A 19710-nucleotide genomic window follows, 5' to 3' on the forward strand; every position below is an offset into this window, starting at 1 on the left:
TTTACTTAGGACGAAATTTGTACAACCTTCATTTTGTTTGCAAAAAGCGGTTGACTAGTGATGGCAGTAACCGTATTATCTGCGCCGCACTTTAGATGACGTAATTTAGTGTTTCACAACATTAAATTTACATTGTTGTAAGACTATGCCTAATGTTAGGTAATGCGGAGTGGTAGTTCAGTTGGTTAGAATACCGGCCTGTCACGCCGGGGGTCGCGGGTTCGAGTCCCGTCCACTCCGCCATTTAGTCTGCTAAAATTTTGAGTGTGGTTTTACAAAAAGTTTGTTTTGCGGAGTGGTAGTTCAGTTGGTTAGAATACCGGCCTGTCACGCCGGGGGTCGCGGGTTCGAGTCCCGTCCACTCCGCCATTTATCTATTGATAAAAAAATGTAAAGCTTTTTGTCTACCTTGCATAATACATTACCATGTGGAGTGGTAGTTCAGTTGGTTAGAATACCGGCCTGTCACGCCGGGGGTCGCGGGTTCGAGTCCCGTCCACTCCGCCATTTAGTCTCTTTCCCTAGTAATATATTATAATAGCGTTAAACTAGTCTTATCTTGAAGTTATCTAATCACCCTAATGAAAAAAACGCTGCTTAGTGCCAAGCAAATTTGCAAATCGTATAACGATGCAAACCATACAGTTGAAATTTTAAAAAATGTTGACTTATCCATTTTTGAAAACGAAAAGCTTGCAATATTAGGGGCCTCAGGTTCGGGTAAAAGTACCCTATTGCACATATTAGGCACCTTAGATAAACCAAATTCTGGTAACGTGAACTTCGATGGTGGTAACTTAAATACACTGTCGAACAAACAACAGGCCAAGTTTAGAAATCAACACCTAGGTTTTGTATATCAGTTTCATCATTTATTGCCTGAATTTAACGCTCTAGAAAATGTTGCGATGCCAAAATTAATTAGTGGCGAAAATAAATCGACAACTTACGATAAAGCATCTCAATTGCTCGAAAGGGTAGGCCTCTCTCATCGATTAGAAAACAAACCACATCAATTATCTGGTGGTGAAAGGCAACGTGTAGCAATTGCAAGGGCGCTTATCAACAATCCTAGTATTATCATGGCCGATGAGCCAACTGGGAACTTAGACAATGAATCTAGTGACAGTATTATTGCGTTGATTCACGATATCAATGAGAGCGAAGGTACTTGTTTTGTAATAGTAACCCATGATCATCAACTCGCTGAGCAAATGGACCGAACACTAACGCTCGTTAACGGACAATTTTTGTCATAGGCAAAAACATTTATTAGGAGCTGGCAAGCGTGCAAGCGGTCTTTTTACAAATAGCAAAACGATTCAGGCAATCAAAGCAGCAAGACTCTTTTATTAGCTTTGTCTCGTCATCATCGACTAGTGGTATTGCACTAGGTTGTGCAGTGTTAATTCTATTGTTATCGGTCATGAATGGTTTTGAGCATGAGCTTCGCGTAAGTTTATTAAAAGTAGTACCTCATGCGGAAATTTTCGCTATCGATAATAAAGGGCTATACCCCGATCCCACCTTTGTTAAACAAATAGAAAACGATCCTAAAGTGAAAAAGGTATTTTCAATTAATAAAGCCGCTGGACTTTTGCAAAAAGGAAAAAAGATGAAAGCAGTCTCAGCACTTATTGGTGTTGAAGATGAATATTTACAGGCTAAATTTGGAAACCCAATGTATGCTGAAAAACTGGCAACAATGGAAAACGCAATATTATTGGGCGATCAAATAATGCAAAACCTCGAATTGGAAGTGGGTGATAAAATCCAACTATTATTGCCTTCAAATACTCAGGATCTTAGTTTTAAGGCACCTAAAAGTGCATGGGTAGTTATTCAAGGAAGCGTTAATGTAGGCGGTGAACTCGACAATCAAATTGGCTTGTTAAATAAACAATATCTCGCTGCCTTATTAGGATTTGATCAACAAACAACGCATATTGAGATTTCCTTGTACGACCCTTTTAACGCCTTCGAATTAGTGCGCCAATATGGATTTCAATTTAATCAGGCTGCATATATGTCTGATTGGACTCGCACTCATGGGCACTTATATCAGGACATACAGTTAATCCGTACGGTAGTATACATAGTGTTAGCGTTAGTCATTGCTGTTGCGTCTTTTAATATCGTTTCTGCTTTAGTGATGTCAGTTAAAGAAAAAAGTCGTGAAATTGCAATCTTGAAAACACTTGGTGCAAGTAATACTAATATAGCTTCAATTTTTGTAGTGAAAGGCTTATATCATGGTGTTAGCGGGGCCTTTATTGGCACAACAATTGGTGTGCTCTTAGCCTTGTTTCTGGGAGATATCATCCGTTTTTTCGAATCAATTTTTAACACTGAATTACTGTCGGGTGACATCTACTTTACCGGCACTATCCCGTCACAGTTAGAGTGGCTAGATGTGTTAATGACTGTGTTAATTGTGTTGTCTATCACGACGTTAGCAACACTTTACCCAGCTTACAAAGCCGCAAAATTGGACCCAGCCACTAACTTGAGTTAAGCCTTAAAGGTCCATATTGTTATACATTTTTTTGTCTAATTGATTTTCAGACTTTGCTACTATGCATGCAATAGTGCTGTCGCCAGTCACATTGACAACTGTTCGTGTCATATCAAGTAAGCGGTCTATACCGATGATTAATGCAATACCCTCTACCGGTAAATTTACTTGTTGTAAGACCATTGCCAACATTATTAAGCCAACGCCAGGTACACCAGCCGTGCCAACGGAGGCTAAGGTTGCGGTTAACACTACCATAAGTAAATCAGTTGTGGATAAATCAACACCATAGACTTGGGCTATAAAGACGGTCGCAACTCCCTGCATAATGGCTGTGCCATCCATATTAATAGTTGCACCTAAAGGGATGGTAAAGGAAGCCACTGATTTGTCTACACCGAGTTTGTTGCGAGCGGTAGCCATGGTCACGGGAAGTGTTGCACTGCTGCTAGAACTACTGAACGCAAATATCGCGGTATCTTTCATTTTAATTAATAATATTAGTGGATTTAAGCGAGCAAGGGTTGATAGTAAGACTGGGTATGTAATTAAAGCGTGTAAAATCAACAAGAAGAATACCAAGAAAAAATATTGCAAGATGTTGCCAAAAGCATTTATATCAACACTCGCAGCTAACTCTGCCATTAAGAAAAAAACACCATATGGTGCGATATTCATGATAACAATCACTATTTTCATGATCACTTCATTCAATGCTTCAAACGCGCCTTGAATTTTTTTCCCTGCATCGCCCGCTTTTGTTATCGCAAAACCCACTAACAATGAAAATACTATAATTTGCAACATATTTCCGTCGGCCATCGCAGCTATTGGATTTGAAGGGAACATATTAATGATGACTTGTGCTAAACCAGGTGCTTCTTTTGCTTCATAAACGGTTTCAGTAGGGAGGGTAAAACCTTCACCTGGTTGAATAATCAAAGCCATAATCAATGCAAATGTAACTGCAATACAGGTGGTTAAGATATATAAAAATAACGATTTCCCACCTAACCTTCCTAATTTTGAAGGGTCAGATAAACTACTTACGCCACATACCAAAGAAACAAATACTAAGGGGACTACTAACATTCGAAGTAGGTTTACGAATATCTGACCCCCTGCGTCAAATATACCTAAAACAAAAAATTCTTTAAAAGAGACCGACAAGCCAAATAAAGAAATTACGCGATCGTTAGTTTCGTCAAATGACCATTGTAGTAACACGCCTATAATGATTCCTAGCAGCATGCCGATAAGAATACGAACGGTTAAATTTGATTTTGTTGCTGGGTTTGACATACATCGACCTATTGTTTTTGGTTATTAGTCTGAATACCTAAGATTAACAAGTATAACTCAAAATCTAAAACCTTTTATACACTACAACGCAAGCTAAATGAAGATTGCTAACTCAAGTGCTCGATTACACTAGCGTTAACAAGGCCGCGTTGACCAATATAGAATACATAGGTACCTGAATGAAAATCGCAAAACTTATCCTGCTCAATTTTGCCATATTACTATTGGTCGCTTGTGGTGGTTCAAGCGAACCCCTTACGCGAGAAGGGCCCAATACGGATGAAGGTGGCGATTCACCAGACTCTACACCTGTTATTTCGCTAAGCTTAGATATTGTTGACAGTCAGGGCAGTTCGGCTACTCAACTCGCTGAAGGTTCTCCGTTAACACTAAATGCAACGGTGACAGATGACGCTGGTGTCGCTCAAGCAGGCCTAGTGGTAACGTTTACTTTGAGTACTACCCAATTAGCTACATTTTCGACCGATACAGGCACTGCGTTAACCAATGAACAAGGTGTGGCAACAATGATCATGACAGTGGGTGATCTGTCAGGCAGTGGCACAGTTACAGCATCGGTGCCAAATGCAACACCCGTCGAAAAAGGCTTTGAGAGCATGGGTACACAGCAGCAAACGCCGTTTACTCTAGAACTTTACGCAAATGCCGTGCAATTGGCTTCTAGCGGTGGCGATCAAATCGAATTAATCGCGGTGGTCAAAAACGAACAAAACATTTTGCTCCCCAGTGTATCGGTAGCCTTTTCGGCTGACCAGGATGCGTCTTTATCGAACATAGATTTACAAACCGGCGATGATGGCACGGCGCGAGCAATGTTAACTACTCAAAATAATAAAGAGAATAGACAAATTTCTGTTGTTGCCAATACCGCAACACTGTCACAAAGCTTGAATATTGATGTGGTTGGTACCGAAGTAAATTTAAATGGTGCATCTTCTGTCATTATAAACGATTCTGCTCCCATCACTATTGTATTGTCTGATTCAGACGGGAATGGCATTAGTAACGAGCAAGTACAACTTACAACAGACATTGGTCAGTTGGATAACAACGCTCCAATAACCGGGCAGAACGGCCAAGTGACAGTTAATTTTAGTTCTCCTGTTTCAGGCACAGCAACAGTCACTGCTTCCGCTTTAAATGCTAACGCAACATTTAATATCGTTGTCCAACAAGATGATTTCAGTTTTTTCAATATTCCAACCGAAAATCTTGCATTGTCTACTCAACATGCAATCGATTTGCGTTGGTTTAAAAACAATGCCGCTTTTGCAAACGGAACGGTTGAAGTAACCACTTCTCGAGGAATAATTAGTGTAAATGGTATTGAAAGTAACACCACAGTGACTAATGCACAGGGTATAGCAAGTGTCACTATCAGTTCAGACTTTGCAGGTCCAGCGACTGTTTCAGCTATTGGTGTCGACAGTGAAGGTAATCAAGTAAGTGCCAGAGCAGTAGTTGAATTTGTCGCCTCCACCGTTGATAAAATATTCGTTGATGCAACACCAGATTTAATAGGCCCAGAGGGTCAAACTTCAACTATTACGGCCATATTGCGCGATGACAGAGGCAACTTGGTAAAAGGGAAGGTGGTTAATTTTAGATTAATATCAGATGCTTCGGGCGGCAGCGTGTCACCCAATACAGCTATTACGGATAGTAATGGTATTGCGTCTACTGTGTACACGTCGAACGCTGTGAGTGGCGATAACGGTGTAACCATTGGAGCCGAATCTGATGGCATCGAAAGTACGACCGACTTAACTGTGGGTGATAGAGCATTCGATATATCATTAGGTACGGGTAATGCAATAATAAACGAAGACGGCGTAACGTATATCAAAGAGTTTGCTGTATTTGTAACAGATTCTTCTGGTCGTCCAGTCGCCAATGCCGAGCTTACCGCTTCTGTTGTGCCTACTCAAGCTGATGCATATTCAAAAGGCTACTGGGTTTGGAATGAAGACGATAATGTATATTTTGCAGTAGTCAGTGTCGTTGATGCATTTGGTAATGCCTTAGCTTGCCCTAACGAAGACGTAAACCAGGATGGTATTTTGGAGCGTAGTGAAGATACAAACCAAAATGGTGTGTTAGATGAAGGCGAAGATTTAAACAACAATGGCTTGTTAGATCTTAATGAAGATAACAATAACGATGGTTTATTAACACCGGGTAATACTGCAACCGTCAATTTTAGAAATAACGTCTCTCGTACTGATGAATTTGGACAGGCAATTGTGCAATTACGATATGCAAAACAGTTTGCGTATTGGTCAAAAGTTACCTTAAGTGTATTCGGGCAGTCAGCAGGTACTGAATCGATGGAAGCGCAAAACTTTAGTTTATCCATTGCCGCAGATGATTTGACAACAAGAGCGAATCCTCCGCCGAGTAACCCTTTTGGCTCAAGTACAACATGTGCTGATAATCTATAAGCAATATTTGTAAGCTTTCAAAAACCCGAGATTATTAACTCGGGTTTTTTGTTTTTAAATTTGCTGAAACGGATATACCGAACCTAGCTGCATGATTTGAGTCAGTTCGTCCAGTGCTGAGCGAGATTCATCCAAAAACTCTTTACTCGCCAAATCTGATGCAGTTAGTCGGTCACGATAATGTTTGTTCACCCAAGTATTTAAAGTGGCAAACAAGGTATCATTCATAAGGGCGTTTGAATTCACTGCGGCCAGTTGCAGATCATTTAACACCACCCGCAAGCGCAAACAAGCAGGACCGCCACCATTTTGCATACTTTGTTTAACGTCAAAATAATGCACGTTAGTGATGGGGGTATTACTAGCGAGAAGCTGCTGCAAATAGCTATATACGGCTTTATTTTCTTGGCACTCCATCGGCGCAATAATCACCATGTCGCCGCTCGGCAAATTTATCAATTGAGTATTAAAGAGATAGCTTTTTACTGCATCCTGTAGGCCCACTAAATTTGTAGGTACTTCGATGAAGTGGAAAGGCTCTGCTCCAAAAGCTCTGCCGATATCTTGTTTCGTCTTACTTGTGTCTAAAAAGGCTTGTTCATGATAAAACAACACATTTTTATTACCCACAGCAATAACGTCATTATGGAAAACTCCTTGATCAATAACGTCAGGGTTTTGTTGCGCAAAAACCGCACTGCCTTCTTGTAATTTGTGCAAGCGAGCAACCGCTTCACAAGCTTCTAGCGTTTGCCTAGCTGGAAATTTTTTGGGTGCAGGCAAAGTGTCATTAAAAGCATGCTTGCCATATACAAATAATTCAACCCCATGGTCACCATAGTTATGACAAAATCGAGTATGGTTCGCAGCGCCCTCATCTCCAAAATGGTCGTTTTCAGGTAAGTGTTGATGATGTGAAAAATGCTCATCGTCAGAAAATAGGGCTTTAAGTATATTCCCAGTAACGGTAGGCTCTATCGCTCGATGAAATTTATTGGTTAAATTAGCTGGCGTAAAATGCACCTTGCTATCAGCTGTATCGGCACTTGGCGAGACCGTCGCAGCATTAGCTGTCCACATACTTGACGCTGAACAACACGCTAAAAAGATTGCAGGGGCTTGTTTACTCGCTTTAATCAGCACATCCTGGTCACTACCGGTAAAGCCTAGTTTGCGTAAGCTATATACGTCAGGTCGCTCTTGAGGTGCTATTACACCTTGTGTCATGCCCATATCGGACAATGCTTTCATTTTTTGTAACCCTTGCAATGCGGCTTGTTTGGGGTTGCTCACAGCATTCGCATTTGATTTTGAAGCAACGTTCCCATAAGACAAGCCAGCATAATTGTGAGAGGGACCAACTAAGCCATCAAAATTTGCTTCTATTGAATTCATATACTATTCTCCGCGGCTGACGTTCTGGTTACTTTTCTTCGTGATTATACGTACTTAAAGTCTGATTCCAATAAGTTTTTATCAAAACTCTAATAAAAACAATGACTTTACTGATTAAGAGGAACATATTTATGTAGTTCAGCTTGTTTTCTATTCACTTTGAAGATATATCTTTAATAAGGAAACAGTAAATGACATTATCACTATTAAGTTTTGTTATTCGACAAATCGTTATTTTATAAGGTTTATTATAATTAAATGGGCAAATCACTAGTTATTGTTGAGTCACCAGCAAAAGCCAAAACAATAAATAAATATTTAGGCAAAGACTTTATTGTTAAGTCGAGTGTTGGACATATTCGCGATCTTCCAACTAAATCACTCGGCTTAGTGGAGCCGAAAAAGCCGGCAAAAGAATTAAATACATGGGGCGAGCAAGAAAAAGAAGACTATCTTAAGGCCTATGAATACCGAAAGCTGGTAGACCGTATGGGGGTAGACCCCATGCAAAATTGGCATGCGCATTACCAAATCTTACAAGGCAAAGAAAAAGTTGTTGCGGAATTAAAAAAACTTGCGAAACAATCAGACACTATTTATCTGGCAACGGATTTGGATAGAGAAGGGGAAGCAATCGCATGGCATTTACAAGAACTACTAGACGGTAAAGGCAAAGAGTTTCAGCGAGTGGTATTTAATGAAATCACTAAAAATGCAATTCAAGATGCTTTTTCAAAACCCAGTCAAGTTAATACCAATCGTGTAAACGCACAACAAGCTAGACGTTTTTTAGACAGAGTAGTCGGGTTTATGCTGTCTCCTTTACTATGGAAAAAAGTGGCAAGAGGATTGTCAGCGGGTCGAGTTCAATCTGTGGCTGTGCGTCTGGTAGTAGAGAGAGAGCGTGAAATAAAAGCCTTTGTACCCGAAGAGTTTTGGGATATTCACACTGACTTGAAGACAAAGGTAAATTCACAAGCCTTACGCATGCTAGTTGCGAAAGAAAATGGTAAAGCGTTTAAACCGACCAATGAAGAGCAGGCAAATTCTGCTGTTGAAAAACTAGCAACAGCTAATTTTAAGGTTTCTAGTCGCGAATCAAAACCAACTCAGAGTAAACCTTCAGCCCCTTTTATCACATCGACGCTACAGCAGGCCGCCAGCAGCCGGCTTGGGTTTGGTGTTAAAAAAACCATGACCATGGCGCAACGCCTGTATGAAGCCGGCCATATCACTTACATGAGAACTGACTCCACTAATCTTAGTTCGGAAGCAGTAGACATGTGTCGTGGTTATATTTCTGATAAGTTTGGAAAGCAGTATATACCAGAAAACCCAATAAGATATGGCAGTAAAGAAGGCGCTCAGGAGGCTCACGAAGCTATAAGACCATCGAACGTTAACGTGACTGGTAATTCACTATCTGAAATGGAAAGAGACGCTCAGAGGCTATATGAGCTAATTTGGCGACAGTTTTTAGCTTGCCAGATGACCAATGCAAAATATGACGCTACCACTATTCGGGTCGAAGCAGGAAGCTTTGAATTAACAGCGAAAGGGCGGGTATTAGTGTTTGATGGTTGGACTAGAGTCCTCAATCAAATTAAAAAGAAAAGTGACAACGATGCTGAGTTACCAAATGTGAAACAGGGCGACGAACTTAGTTGTGAGCATATTGATCCTAAACAACACTTTACCAAGCCTATCGCTCGATTTAACGAAGCGTCTTTAGTGAAAGAATTAGAAAAGCGCGGTATTGGTAGACCGTCTACTTATGCCAATATCATCTCTACAATTCAAGACCGTGGTTATGTGAAGCTTGAGAATAAACGTTTTTATGCAGAAAAAATGGGTGAAATTGTTAATGACCGATTAGTCGATAATTTTGCTGACTTAATCAATTATGATTTCACTGCAAATATGGAACAACGCTTAGATGATATAGCGCACGGTGAATTGTCGTGGAAGAAAGTTCTGGATAGTTTTTATGCTGATTTTGCTAATAAGTTAAGCGATGCAGAAAAAAGTCAAGACGATGGTGGTATGTTGCCAAATCAGGCAGTACCCGTTGATATTGACTGTCCAAAATGCCAACGCCATATGAATGTTAGAACCGCAAGTACGGGTGTGTTTATGGGTTGCTCTGGCTATGCGTTACCTCCTAAAGAGCGTTGTACTCAAACCATGAATCTCACGCCCGGTGAAGAAGTGGTAAAAGTAGACGATGAAGATGAATTGGAAACCGAAGTCTTAAGAGCCAAACGCCGTTGTCCTGTATGTGAAACAGCGATGGACAGCTACTTGGTTGACGAAAACCGTAAATTACATGTTTGCGGCAATGTACCGACCTGTATGGGTTATGAAATTGAAAAAGGCACGTTTAAAATAAAGGGTTACGATGGCCCAATTATTGAGTGCGACAAATGCCAAAGCGACATGGAACTTAAAAATGGTCGATTTGGCAAGTATTTTGGTTGTACTAATGAAGAATGCAAAAATACGCGCAAGTTACTTAGAAACGGCGAAGCTGCGCCGCCAAAAGAAGACCCTGTGTTTCTGCCAGAGTTGGAATGTGAGAATTCTGACGCACATTTTGTGCTAAGAGATGGTGCGTCGGGTATATTCTTGGCGGCTTCAACATTCCCACGTTCAAGAGAAACGAGAGCGCCTAAAGTTAATGAACTAGCGCGTTTTAGAGATCGTATCTCACCTAAATTTTATTATTTAGCTGACGCCCCTGCGGCTGATCCTGACGGCAATGAATCTATTGTTAGGTATAGTCGTAAAACTAAGCAGCAATATGTGATGTCTGAAGATAGTAACAAAAAGGCAACTGGCTGGTCTGCTTGGTATGAGGGTGGAAAATGGGTGATAGATGATAAGCGTAAGAAAGGACCTAAAGCAAAGCCGAAAAAGGGCGTTAGGAAAAAATAAGTGATTTACGTTTAACAGTTAGTAGACAAAAAAAAGCGCCTTATAGGCGCTTTTTACTACCATTAAAACATTATGGAGTTGTCATTGGTGCACTTGCACTTGCTTTAACATTGGCCCACGTTGCAGTACTAGATGCCTGATAAGTTAAGCGTTTTTCATCAGCCATTGCATTAATAGCGATCGTTTCACTAGCCATTTCAACTTCTTGTGGCTGTGTCATAGGATGCGATACAAATAGCATAGGCTTGTGCTCGTAAACACGTGCGTGTTGAGTCTCTTCAACCGTTTTAGCGGCGTTTGCTGAGCTGTCTTCAATTTCTACCTGCTTATCTACCTTGCCTGATTCAGCTTCAATCGATTCTGAGGATTCAGTTTCAATCGATTCTGAGGATTCAGCTTCATCTGCTTTTGCAGTTTCGGTTGTCAATTCTGTCTGGTCAGGTTCAGATGCAGTTACTGGTTCATTGACAGCGTTTGTTGTAAGTTCTTCAACTATGTCGTCATGAGCAAGTTTAGCATTAACTTGTTCTGCACCATCTACAGCCGCAACTTCATTTACCTCTATTGCGTCATTATTTTTTTCATCTGAAGATTGCACTTTATCAATAGCTATTTCTGCTTGTTCAGGTGTTTCACTTGATGTTTTGTTTACTTCAGCATCAAACATTAATTCAACCTGCTGACCATCTTCTTTGCTCTGTGGCTTTTTCTTTTGTCCCGCAGCTCTCACATGTCGTGCAGAACGTCTGCCTCTTGCACGAGGCTTTTTAGGGTCTGCATCATCGTCAGCGTTTGCTACATTCACATTTTCAAGCGGCTCTGAATTTTCAGTCGCTGATTTTTGCTTATCTGTAGTGACTGTCTCAGAAGAAGCTAAAACTTCTGTTTTTTCCGCTTCTACATCTGCGTTTGTATTATTTGTTTTTGCGCTCGTAACATCTTCATTAACCACCGCTTCTTTTGCAAGATTTGATATTTCGATATCAGAATCATCCTTTACTCTTACACTTGTGCGTTGAGGACGTCGATTTCTGCGCTGTTTAGGTTTACTTTGAGCTTGTTTGGCAGGCTTATCCGCACTTTTTTGAGTTGCATCCTGTGCATTCTCAATATCTATAGCATTTGCGTTGATATCGCCTTTTTTGTGGTTATCATTACGTTTTTTATCTGAGCCTCTATCATTCGTATTGGTCGCTTTTGCATGCTGAGGGCGTTTATCGCTGCGGTTATCATTGCGGCCACGCTTGGCATTTCTGTTTCTACCTTGATTGCGATCTTGTCTACCTTCGCCGCGGTCGTTTCTATTATTTCGTCGTTTATTTGCTTGCCCACTTTTACGATTATTATTCGTTTTTGGTTTGGCCTTTTCGGGTTCAGGCGCACTAAACAAGTTACTAAACCACGCACCCAATTTTTCTAATAGGCCTGGTGTTGAATCAGTGGCGACAGGACTTGATGATGTTGCAGCTTTAGGAGGCGCTGTCATCCCTTTAAGGGCAGGCTCCTCTCGTTTAACGACTTTAGCACTAGTGGAGTCCGCGGGATGTTCTGGTTCTTTTGTTAATTCAAGGTTATAGCTTAAGTCTTTAACAACTTCAGACGACTTTCTGCGCAGTATTTGGTATTTTGGCGTTTCTAAATTTGGGTTAGGAATCACCATTAAACTAACTTTATTACGAGCTTCTAACGCGTGCACAGCGTCTCTTTTTTCATTTAGAAGATATGTCGCCATTGATACCGGTAACTGAGCTTCTATTTGACCAGTATTATCTTTAATGCATTCTTCTTCAATAATACGCAAAACAGAAAGTGCAAGTGATTCAATTCCTCTTATAGTGCCATGGCCATCACAACGTGGACATACGTTATGGGCAGAATCACCGAGAGATGGACGTAAACGCTGACGGGACATTTCCATCAATCCAAATCTGGATATTTTACCAAGTTGAATACGCGCACGGTCAGAACGCACAGCGTCTTTCATTCTATTTTCAACGTCACGCTGGTTTTTGATAGGTGACATATCAATAAAATCGATGACTACCAAACCGCCCAAGTCACGTAAACGTAGCTGTCGAGCAATTTCGTCAGCTGCTTCTAAGTTAGTGTTTAGGGCGGTTTCTTCAATGTCAGAGCCTTTGGTTGCTCTTGCACTATTGATATCAATAGATGTTAAGGCTTCAGTAGGGTCTATAACGATAGAGCCACCTGAAGGTAACCTTACTTCGCGCTGAAATGCTGATTCAATTTGGGTTTCAATTTGATAATGTGAAAATAAAGGCACTTCACCTTTATACAGCTTCAATTTACTCACATAATCAGGCCTGACAAGCTCAACATGTTGTAAGGCTTTTGCATAAACATGCTCACTATCTATTAAAATTTCACCAACATCTCGACGCAAATAATCGCGGATTGCACGTACAATAACGTCGCTTTCTTGATGGATTAAAAATGGAGCGGGAGTATTACTGGCAACTGTTTCAATGGCTTCCCAATGATGCACTAAAACGCTTAAGTCATTTTTTAACTCTTCTGCAGACTTTCCTACACCGGCAGTACGGACAATCAAACCCATGCCATTAGGTAGTTCAAGCTGGCTTAGCGCCGCCTTTAATTCAGTGCGTTCTTCACCTTCTATTCGACGAGAAATACCACCAGCACGAGGGTTGTTTGGCATTAATACCAAATAACTGCCCGCAAGTGATATAAAGGTCGTTAGGGCAGCACCTTTTTGCCCACGTTCTTCTTTATCTATTTGAACAATGACTTGAGTGCCTTCAGAGATAACTTGCTTGATACTCGGCCGGCCGTCATATTTGTAGTCTTTGGGGAAATAAGTTTTGGCTATCTCTTTGAGCGGTAGAAAACCGTGCCTGTCGGCACCATAGTCGACAAATGCTGCTTCTAAACTGGGCTCGACACGAGTAATGGTGCCTTTATAGATGTTTGCTTTTTTTTGTTCGTGACCGGGGCTTTCAATATCTAAATCGTAGAGTTTCTGCCCATCTACTAGGGCGACGCGCAACTCTTCAAGCTGAGTTGCGTTAATTAACATTCTTTTCATATTATAGCTCTGTTAGTAAACAGATCTATCAGCAACAAGAATTATGACAAGAGACGTCGCGTCTGTGCCTTTACATGCTATAATTCAATGACTTACGTAAACTTTAAAGTCTTTTAATTGTATAATTATGAGTGCGTCAGAAATTTAATTATCAATATTTCTATACAAATATTGTGCTGGAAACCTTTTTTCCAATCCTGAATTAAAACCTGTCACAACCATAATTTGCATCTAACTAAATTCAGTTGATGTTAAATCTGTTTAATTATAATGCGCATTCGTCTCGCACAATTAGTTGTTCTAAATCAGCACGAGCGAATACAGTAAATTCATGGTTAATCGCGGTTAAGTAAACTTATACAAAAAAAGAATAAGTCACTTTCGCTCCAAAAAATAGACTAACCAACAAGAGGTTTGTATCCATAAATATATCTTAAATCACCAACTGCTATCTATTTCAAATTCACATTTGTTTGCAGTCTACAAGGTATTTAAGCTCTCACTTTTTGCTTAACGGTCTTCGTTACTTAATATACAATTTAATACTCACAAAAAGCGTGGCGACGAACTATTTATCTTAGAGCGTTGTTCCGCGAAGCATGATACTATCACAACAAATTGATCTAGCATACAAAATTCACATTTAGGGCTATTTATGCGGGAAAATAATATTCATGGCAAATGAGTTTGACCAAGTTCAAATGTTGGTCATTACACAAGAGAACCATCTGCAACGCATTGATAACTTTTTAATATCAAAACTCAAAGGAGTACCTAAGAGTAAAATATATAAAATTTTGCGCAAAGGTGAAGTGAGAGTTAATAAAAAAAGAATTAAACCCGTTTATAAGTTGCAAACCAACGATGAAGTGAGGGTGCCGCCAATCCGCTTAGAGGTGAAACCTGACGAAACATCTAATATCAAAAAACAGACCCATAAACTTACTCTAATTGAAAAAAGTATCTTATATGAAGATGAGCGTCTCTTGGTTATTAATAAACCAAGTGGCATCGCTGTTCACGGTGGGAGTGGTTTGTCTTTTGGTTTAATAGAAGCCCTCAGAGTATTGAGATCAGAAGGGCAATACTTAGAACTTGTCCATCGTTTAGATAGAGACACATCTGGCTGTATTATTATTGCCAAAAAAAGGTCTGCTTTAAGGCATCTTCATGAACAACTTAGGCAAAACACCATGGATAAAACTTACCATGCTTTGGTTGATCGAGTGTGGCCCGTAAAAAGAACCAAAGTATGCGCGAAGTTGCACAAAAATCAGATTCAAAGTGGGGAACGTATGGTTTTTGTAGACGACAATGGAAAGCCAAGTGAAACTAAATTCTCTCTGCTAAAGGAATGGCAAAGATGCAGTTTAGTTGAAGCAAAGCCTATTACTGGAAGAACACATCAAATTCGTGTTCATTGTCAATATGCCGGTCACCCCATCGCTAACGATACTAAATATGGTAACCCAATGTTTAGCCAGTACATTAAAGGGTTGGGCTGCAAACGATTGTTCTTACACGCTAAAAAAATATCTTTTACCCATCCTTTATCGGAAGAAAAGATAGTCATCTCAGCCCCCTACGACCAAGAGCTAAATATGCTAATGGAAAAATTAAATGCGTCAAATTAGCCATATTATTTTTGATTGGGACGGTACTTTAATGGATTCGGCGGAAAAAATTATTACCTGTATGCAGGCTGCTGCCATTGCTAGTAAACTGCCTATACCAAAAGCCGAAGATGTTAAATCGATAATAGGGATTAGCCTTATTCCAGCTATTAAAATGCTCTTTGAGGTTGATAGTAAAACAGCTGAAATAGTGAGAGCACATTATAAACAGATATTCGTAACCGAAGATCAAACGCCATGTTTTATGTTTCCTGATGCCAAAGAGGTATTGGAGTGTCTATCAGCAACTTACACCTTAGGTATAGCAACAGGTAAAGCGAGGAGGGGACTAAAAAGAGCGTTAAACCAGTCGCAATGCGAACACTTATTTAACGCTTCCATTACAGCCGATGATGCAGAATCTAAACCCTCATCTGATATGCTGGTCAAATTATTAGCCCATTGGCAAATAAAACCTGAAAACGCCGTTATGATTGGTGATACCAAATACGATATGCAAATGGCAGAAAATATCGGAATGCATCGCATTGGTGTTTCTTTTGGCGCACATTCTAGATCGCAATTATTAGATCATAACCCCCTGCATATAATTGATGATTTGACTAGGTTGCCGGAAATTTTTGATGCCAACATTTAAGTTTTTTAATAACCATGTAGTAGATAATTAAGATAAACAAAATATGAAAAACAATATTGGAAACTATGAAGTGATATTGTCACACGTTAAATCCTTAATTGCAGATGAATCTGATTTAGTAGCAAATATGGCGAATATCAGTGCCATTTTATTTACCCAGATGCAAGGAGTGAATTGGGCGGGGTTTTACTTTGTGAAGGACAACCAACTCGTTCTTGGTCCATTTCAAGGTCAACCCGCATGTATCCGAATTCCAATGGGAAAAGGAGTGTGCGGAACTGCAGCGCTTTCAAAACAAACACAAATTATAAAAGATGTTCATCAATTTGAAGGGCATATTGCATGTGATGTTAATTCACGGTCTGAAATAGTCATACCAATAGTAAAGAATGATAAAGTATTAGCGGTGTTGGATATAGACAGTCCCGATTTGGATACATTTAGTAAGCTTGACGCCGACTGCCTCATCAAAGTAGTCAATATCTTAGTCGATACCTTGGAATAATTTTAAATGAAGCAATTAGTCGATATTCATACTATCTTGTCCACGTGGCAAGATATGGAAGATGTGCATGAATACCCAGATGCGGCAAGTGAAAAGTTAAATATGGCACTGCACATGGTTTATGACAATGCCGCAGACGATATTGACACCCAAATACTCAACAATATGTTAGCTTATACATGGAAATTTTGGCATGTAGACAGAAATTTAGCCGATATAGAAGAAGATGATTTGGTTGATTGGGTTGACCATCTAATGGCTAACTGGGATGATATCGAATCTGAAGACGAATCTAATGGATAATTCATGGATTCAAAAACTTAATCAAGCATGCTACAAGTTCATGCAAATAGTACCCTGAAATTTTATAAAAGTTATCGGAATAAATGGAACAAGATAAACTAGTTAATCAAAAAGATACACTGGCGTTTTTAAGTCAAACTTACCCTCAATGCTTTTTTAATGAGGGACCTGCGAAGCCTTTGAAGATAGGAATATTTCAGGACTTAGCAAAAGAATTAGACGGTAATGAAGCAATTAGCAAACGTATGCTAAGAATGAGTCTGCGTCATTACACCAGCAGTTGGCGATATTTGGCTTCGATAAAAAGCGGGGTGGCGCGAATCGATTTGCAGGGTAAAGAATGCGAAACAGTAGAACAGGAACATGCTGACCATGCCGCTTTGCAATTAAAAGAAAGTAAAGCAAAAGCCGCTAAATTGAGAGAAAGCCGCAAACCTAACAAGCATAAGGGTTATCAGAGTGGTAAAAATTCTGATTCACAGGCTACAGAGGACAGTACGAAGGTCACTAATACAGTCGCTGATGAACGCAAACAAATGCGGAAAAAACGAGCCAGTATAAAAAATTCGAGTCAGAAACCTAAAAACAATGCTGCTTTTGTCAAAAAAGATAAAGAAGTTCGTGAAATTACAGATGAAGAAATAGCACTGGGTAATTCATTACTCGTTAAACTTGGTAAAGAACCGATGCCAGTAGTCGTTACTGCTATAGGCAAAGACGGTATATCGGTGCAACTAAAATCAGGTATGACGGTCAAAGTTCAACAACACCAATTGTATGCGCCAACAAAGGCACGTTAGTATTTATTAAAACTGAGGTTTTTTATGCAGCTAGTCAGTTCGTCGGGTGGTTTTTTAAAACATTTAAAAGTAACGACATTCGCAATTAGCGTTTCTTTATTTGTTGGTTTAAGCGCGGTGAGCGCAAACACAGATTTAGAAAATGAAGTGTTAATTTTGCCTGAGTTGGAACAAGAAGAACAACATTCTCGCGCAGCTAAACGTATATCGGCTCTTTTTACTCGAGCACATTACAAGAAAATCAAAATAGATGACGAATTGTCAGAACAAGTGTTTGACCGATATTTTGATATTTTAGATGGCAATAAGCACTTTTTTCTAGCTTCAGACCTGGCTGCTTTCTCCAAACTCAATAAGAAATTTGATGATGCAATTCGACTCGGAAGTTTGCAAGCAGCTTATGATATTTATGAGGCTAATTTGGAACGACGTAGAGAACGTTTCGAATACGCAATTAGTTTATTAGACAAAGAGTTTGACTTTACGGTTAAAGATGACAAATTTGTTTACGACAGAGAGGATGCTCAATGGGCTTCTTCTAAATCAGAATTAAATGAGGTATGGCGGCAACGTGTTAAATACGATGCATTGAACCTTAAATTAGCTGATAAAAATTGGGAAGAAACCCAAGATATCTTAAGGAAGCGATATAAGCGCGCGATAAGAAGGTTAACGCAAACTAATAGTGAAGATGTTTTTCAAACTGTAATGAATGCGTTTTCACGCAGCATTGAAGCTCACACCAGTTATTTATCACCCAGAAGTACAGAACGCTTTCAACAAGACATGAATCTATCATTAGAAGGGATTGGTGCCGTATTGCGTGTTGAAGAAGATCATACCGTCATTATGAGTTTGGTAGCGGGTGGTCCTGCAGATAAGTCAGGTAAAGTTAAGCCCCAAGATAAAGTTATTGGTGTCGCTCAAGAAAATGATGAAACATTTACTGATGTAGTGGGTTGGCGTCTGGATGAAGTTGTCGAGTTAATAAAAGGGCCAAAAGGCTCTATGGTTAAACTACAACTACAAAAAGGTGGAACAGACACTAAACGTATTGCAGAAGTCACCATAACCCGCGACAAAGTCAAATTAGAAGATAGACAAGCCAAAGCAGATGTATTTGTCGCACCAGATGGCCCAAATGCTGGTAAAAAATTAGGAATAATCGAAATCCCTTCGTTTTACCACAAACTTCACGTAGATATTATTAAATTAATCGATGATTTAAAGAAAGAAGATATCGAAGGCATTATTGTAGATTTACGAGGTAATGGCGGCGGAAGTTTACCCGAAGCAATTGAGCTGTCAGGTTTATTCATCGACAAAGGCCCTGTTGTGCAAGTGCGTTACGGAAGTGGACGCATAGCTGTAGAACGAAACAACGATGGTATTGTTCATTACGGTGGGCCATTAACCGTAATGGTCGATCGATTTAGTGCTTCAGCTAGTGAAATTTTCGCTGCTGCCATGCAAGATTTTAATCGCGCAATAATTATTGGTGAACAGACTTTTGGTAAAGGGACTGTGCAACAGCATAGGCCGTTGACTCGCGTATATGACTTTTTTGAAAATAAACTAGGTGCGGTTCAGTTCACCACGGGTAAATTTTATCGAATTAACGGCGGAAGTACGCAACATAAAGGTGTATTACCCGACATTAAATATCCATCTGCAATAGACCCATCAGAGTGGGGAGAGAGCAGCGAAGATACAGCTCTTCCATGGGATAGTATTCAAAAAGCCAGTTATACAGCATTAGAGAATAACGAGAATGTTATTGAATTATTAACTCAAAAGCATTTAGCAAGAGCTGTTAAAGACCCGGAATTTAAATACATTTTTGATGACATAGCGGAATATAAAAAGAATAAAGACAAAAACTATATAAGTTTGGTCGAAGCAGAGCGAATTGCAGAAAAGAAAGAAAATGAAAGTAAATCACTCGCTAGAGTAAATGAGAGACTGCAAAGACTGGGTTTACCATTGGTAGAAAATCTTGATGATGATTTACCCGACGCTCTGGACGATATTGACCCATTTTTGTCAGAAGCGGCCAACATTACCTTTGATATGATACAAACAGGCAGTTATGCTCTAAACGTGAAAACCAAAGTAAGCACCTAATTTGGTGCTTATACTTTCATTATAATAATAAT

At 39.8% G+C, this 19710-nt stretch carries 13 protein-coding genes and 3 tRNA genes; 13 read left to right on the plus strand and 3 right to left on the minus strand.

Annotated elements, in window-relative coordinates:
• Positions 1 to 166 precede the first annotated feature (166 nt).
• The 5 genes from RM552_RS05040 (at position 167) to RM552_RS05060 (ending at position 2515) form a co-directional block, all read left to right on the plus strand.
• Positions 167 to 243: transfer RNA gene (locus tag RM552_RS05040), tRNA-Asp, on the plus strand.
• A 49-nt stretch (positions 244 to 292) separates the two neighbouring features.
• A tRNA-Asp gene (locus RM552_RS05045) sits at positions 293 to 369 on the plus strand.
• A gap of 61 nt (positions 370 to 430) precedes the next feature.
• Positions 431 to 507, plus strand: a tRNA-Asp gene (locus RM552_RS05050).
• Between the two features lie 74 nt (positions 508 to 581).
• Positions 582 to 1259, plus strand: a complete 678-nt coding sequence (lolD, locus tag RM552_RS05055) for a lipoprotein-releasing ABC transporter ATP-binding protein LolD (protein ID WP_311367685.1) — start codon at positions 582 to 584, stop codon at positions 1257 to 1259.
• A gap of 29 nt (positions 1260 to 1288) precedes the next feature.
• On the plus strand, positions 1289 to 2515 hold the full coding sequence (locus RM552_RS05060) for a lipoprotein-releasing ABC transporter permease subunit (protein ID WP_311367686.1): 1227 nt from the start codon (positions 1289 to 1291) through the stop codon (positions 2513 to 2515).
• Between the two features lie 3 nt (positions 2516 to 2518).
• Here the strand turns inward: RM552_RS05060 and RM552_RS05065 are convergent, their stop codons facing one another.
• Positions 2519 to 3817 (minus strand): dicarboxylate/amino acid:cation symporter, encoded by a 1299-nt coding sequence (locus RM552_RS05065; protein ID WP_311367687.1) that lies wholly within the window; start codon positions 3815 to 3817, stop codon positions 2519 to 2521.
• A 179-nt stretch (positions 3818 to 3996) separates the two neighbouring features.
• Between RM552_RS05065 and RM552_RS05070 the strand changes: the two genes are divergently transcribed.
• A complete protein-coding gene (locus RM552_RS05070) occupies positions 3997 to 6279 on the plus strand; it encodes an Ig-like domain-containing protein (protein WP_311367688.1) in 2283 nt (760 codons plus the stop codon).
• A gap of 54 nt (positions 6280 to 6333) precedes the next feature.
• Here RM552_RS05070 and astB read toward each other — a convergent pair whose 3' ends face one another.
• Positions 6334 to 7674, minus strand: coding sequence for an N-succinylarginine dihydrolase (astB, locus tag RM552_RS05075; protein ID WP_311367689.1), 1341 nt, complete (start codon positions 7672 to 7674; stop codon positions 6334 to 6336).
• Between the two features lie 258 nt (positions 7675 to 7932).
• Between astB and topA the strand changes: the two genes are divergently transcribed.
• On the plus strand, positions 7933 to 10608 hold the full coding sequence (gene topA, locus RM552_RS05080; protein ID WP_311367690.1) for a type I DNA topoisomerase: 2676 nt from the start codon (positions 7933 to 7935) through the stop codon (positions 10606 to 10608).
• A gap of 70 nt (positions 10609 to 10678) precedes the next feature.
• On the opposite strand, the gene rne is transcribed toward topA, so the two are convergent.
• Positions 10679 to 13666 carry a ribonuclease E gene (gene rne / locus RM552_RS05085; RefSeq protein WP_432277194.1) on the minus strand — a complete coding sequence of 996 codons (2988 nt, stop codon included), beginning with the start codon at positions 13664 to 13666 and terminating at the stop codon, positions 10679 to 10681.
• A gap of 683 nt (positions 13667 to 14349) precedes the next feature.
• On the opposite strand from rne, the gene rluC reads away from it, so the two are divergent.
• The 6 genes from rluC to prc all read left to right on the plus strand — a co-directional run bounded on the left by rluC (position 14350) and on the right by prc (position 19678).
• Positions 14350 to 15309, plus strand: coding sequence for a 23S rRNA pseudouridine(955/2504/2580) synthase RluC (gene rluC, locus RM552_RS05090; protein WP_311367692.1), 960 nt, complete (start codon positions 14350 to 14352; stop codon positions 15307 to 15309).
• Complete coding sequence (locus RM552_RS05095) at positions 15296 to 15946, plus strand: HAD-IA family hydrolase (protein ID WP_311367693.1); 651 nt, start codon at positions 15296 to 15298, stop codon at positions 15944 to 15946. Before rluC ends, RM552_RS05095 begins: the two co-directional genes overlap by 14 nt.
• Positions 15947 to 15989: 43 nt before the next feature.
• Positions 15990 to 16451 (plus strand): GAF domain-containing protein, encoded by a 462-nt coding sequence (locus RM552_RS05100; protein WP_311367694.1) that lies wholly within the window; start codon positions 15990 to 15992, stop codon positions 16449 to 16451.
• 6 nt (positions 16452 to 16457) lie between these two features.
• Positions 16458 to 16754 (plus strand): hypothetical protein, encoded by a 297-nt coding sequence (locus RM552_RS05105; protein ID WP_311367695.1) that lies wholly within the window; start codon positions 16458 to 16460, stop codon positions 16752 to 16754.
• 83 nt (positions 16755 to 16837) lie between these two features.
• Complete coding sequence (proQ, locus tag RM552_RS05110) at positions 16838 to 17554, plus strand: RNA chaperone ProQ (protein WP_311367696.1); 717 nt, start codon at positions 16838 to 16840, stop codon at positions 17552 to 17554.
• A gap of 24 nt (positions 17555 to 17578) precedes the next feature.
• Positions 17579 to 19678: a carboxy terminal-processing peptidase gene (gene prc / locus RM552_RS05115; RefSeq protein ID WP_311367697.1), complete on the plus strand. Its 2100-nt coding sequence runs from the start codon at positions 17579 to 17581 to the stop codon at positions 19676 to 19678.
• Positions 19679 to 19710: the final 32 nt, after the last annotated feature.

This window comes from Glaciecola petra (genome assembly GCF_031846345.1).
Lineage (GTDB): Bacteria > Pseudomonadota > Gammaproteobacteria > Enterobacterales > Alteromonadaceae > Glaciecola > Glaciecola petra.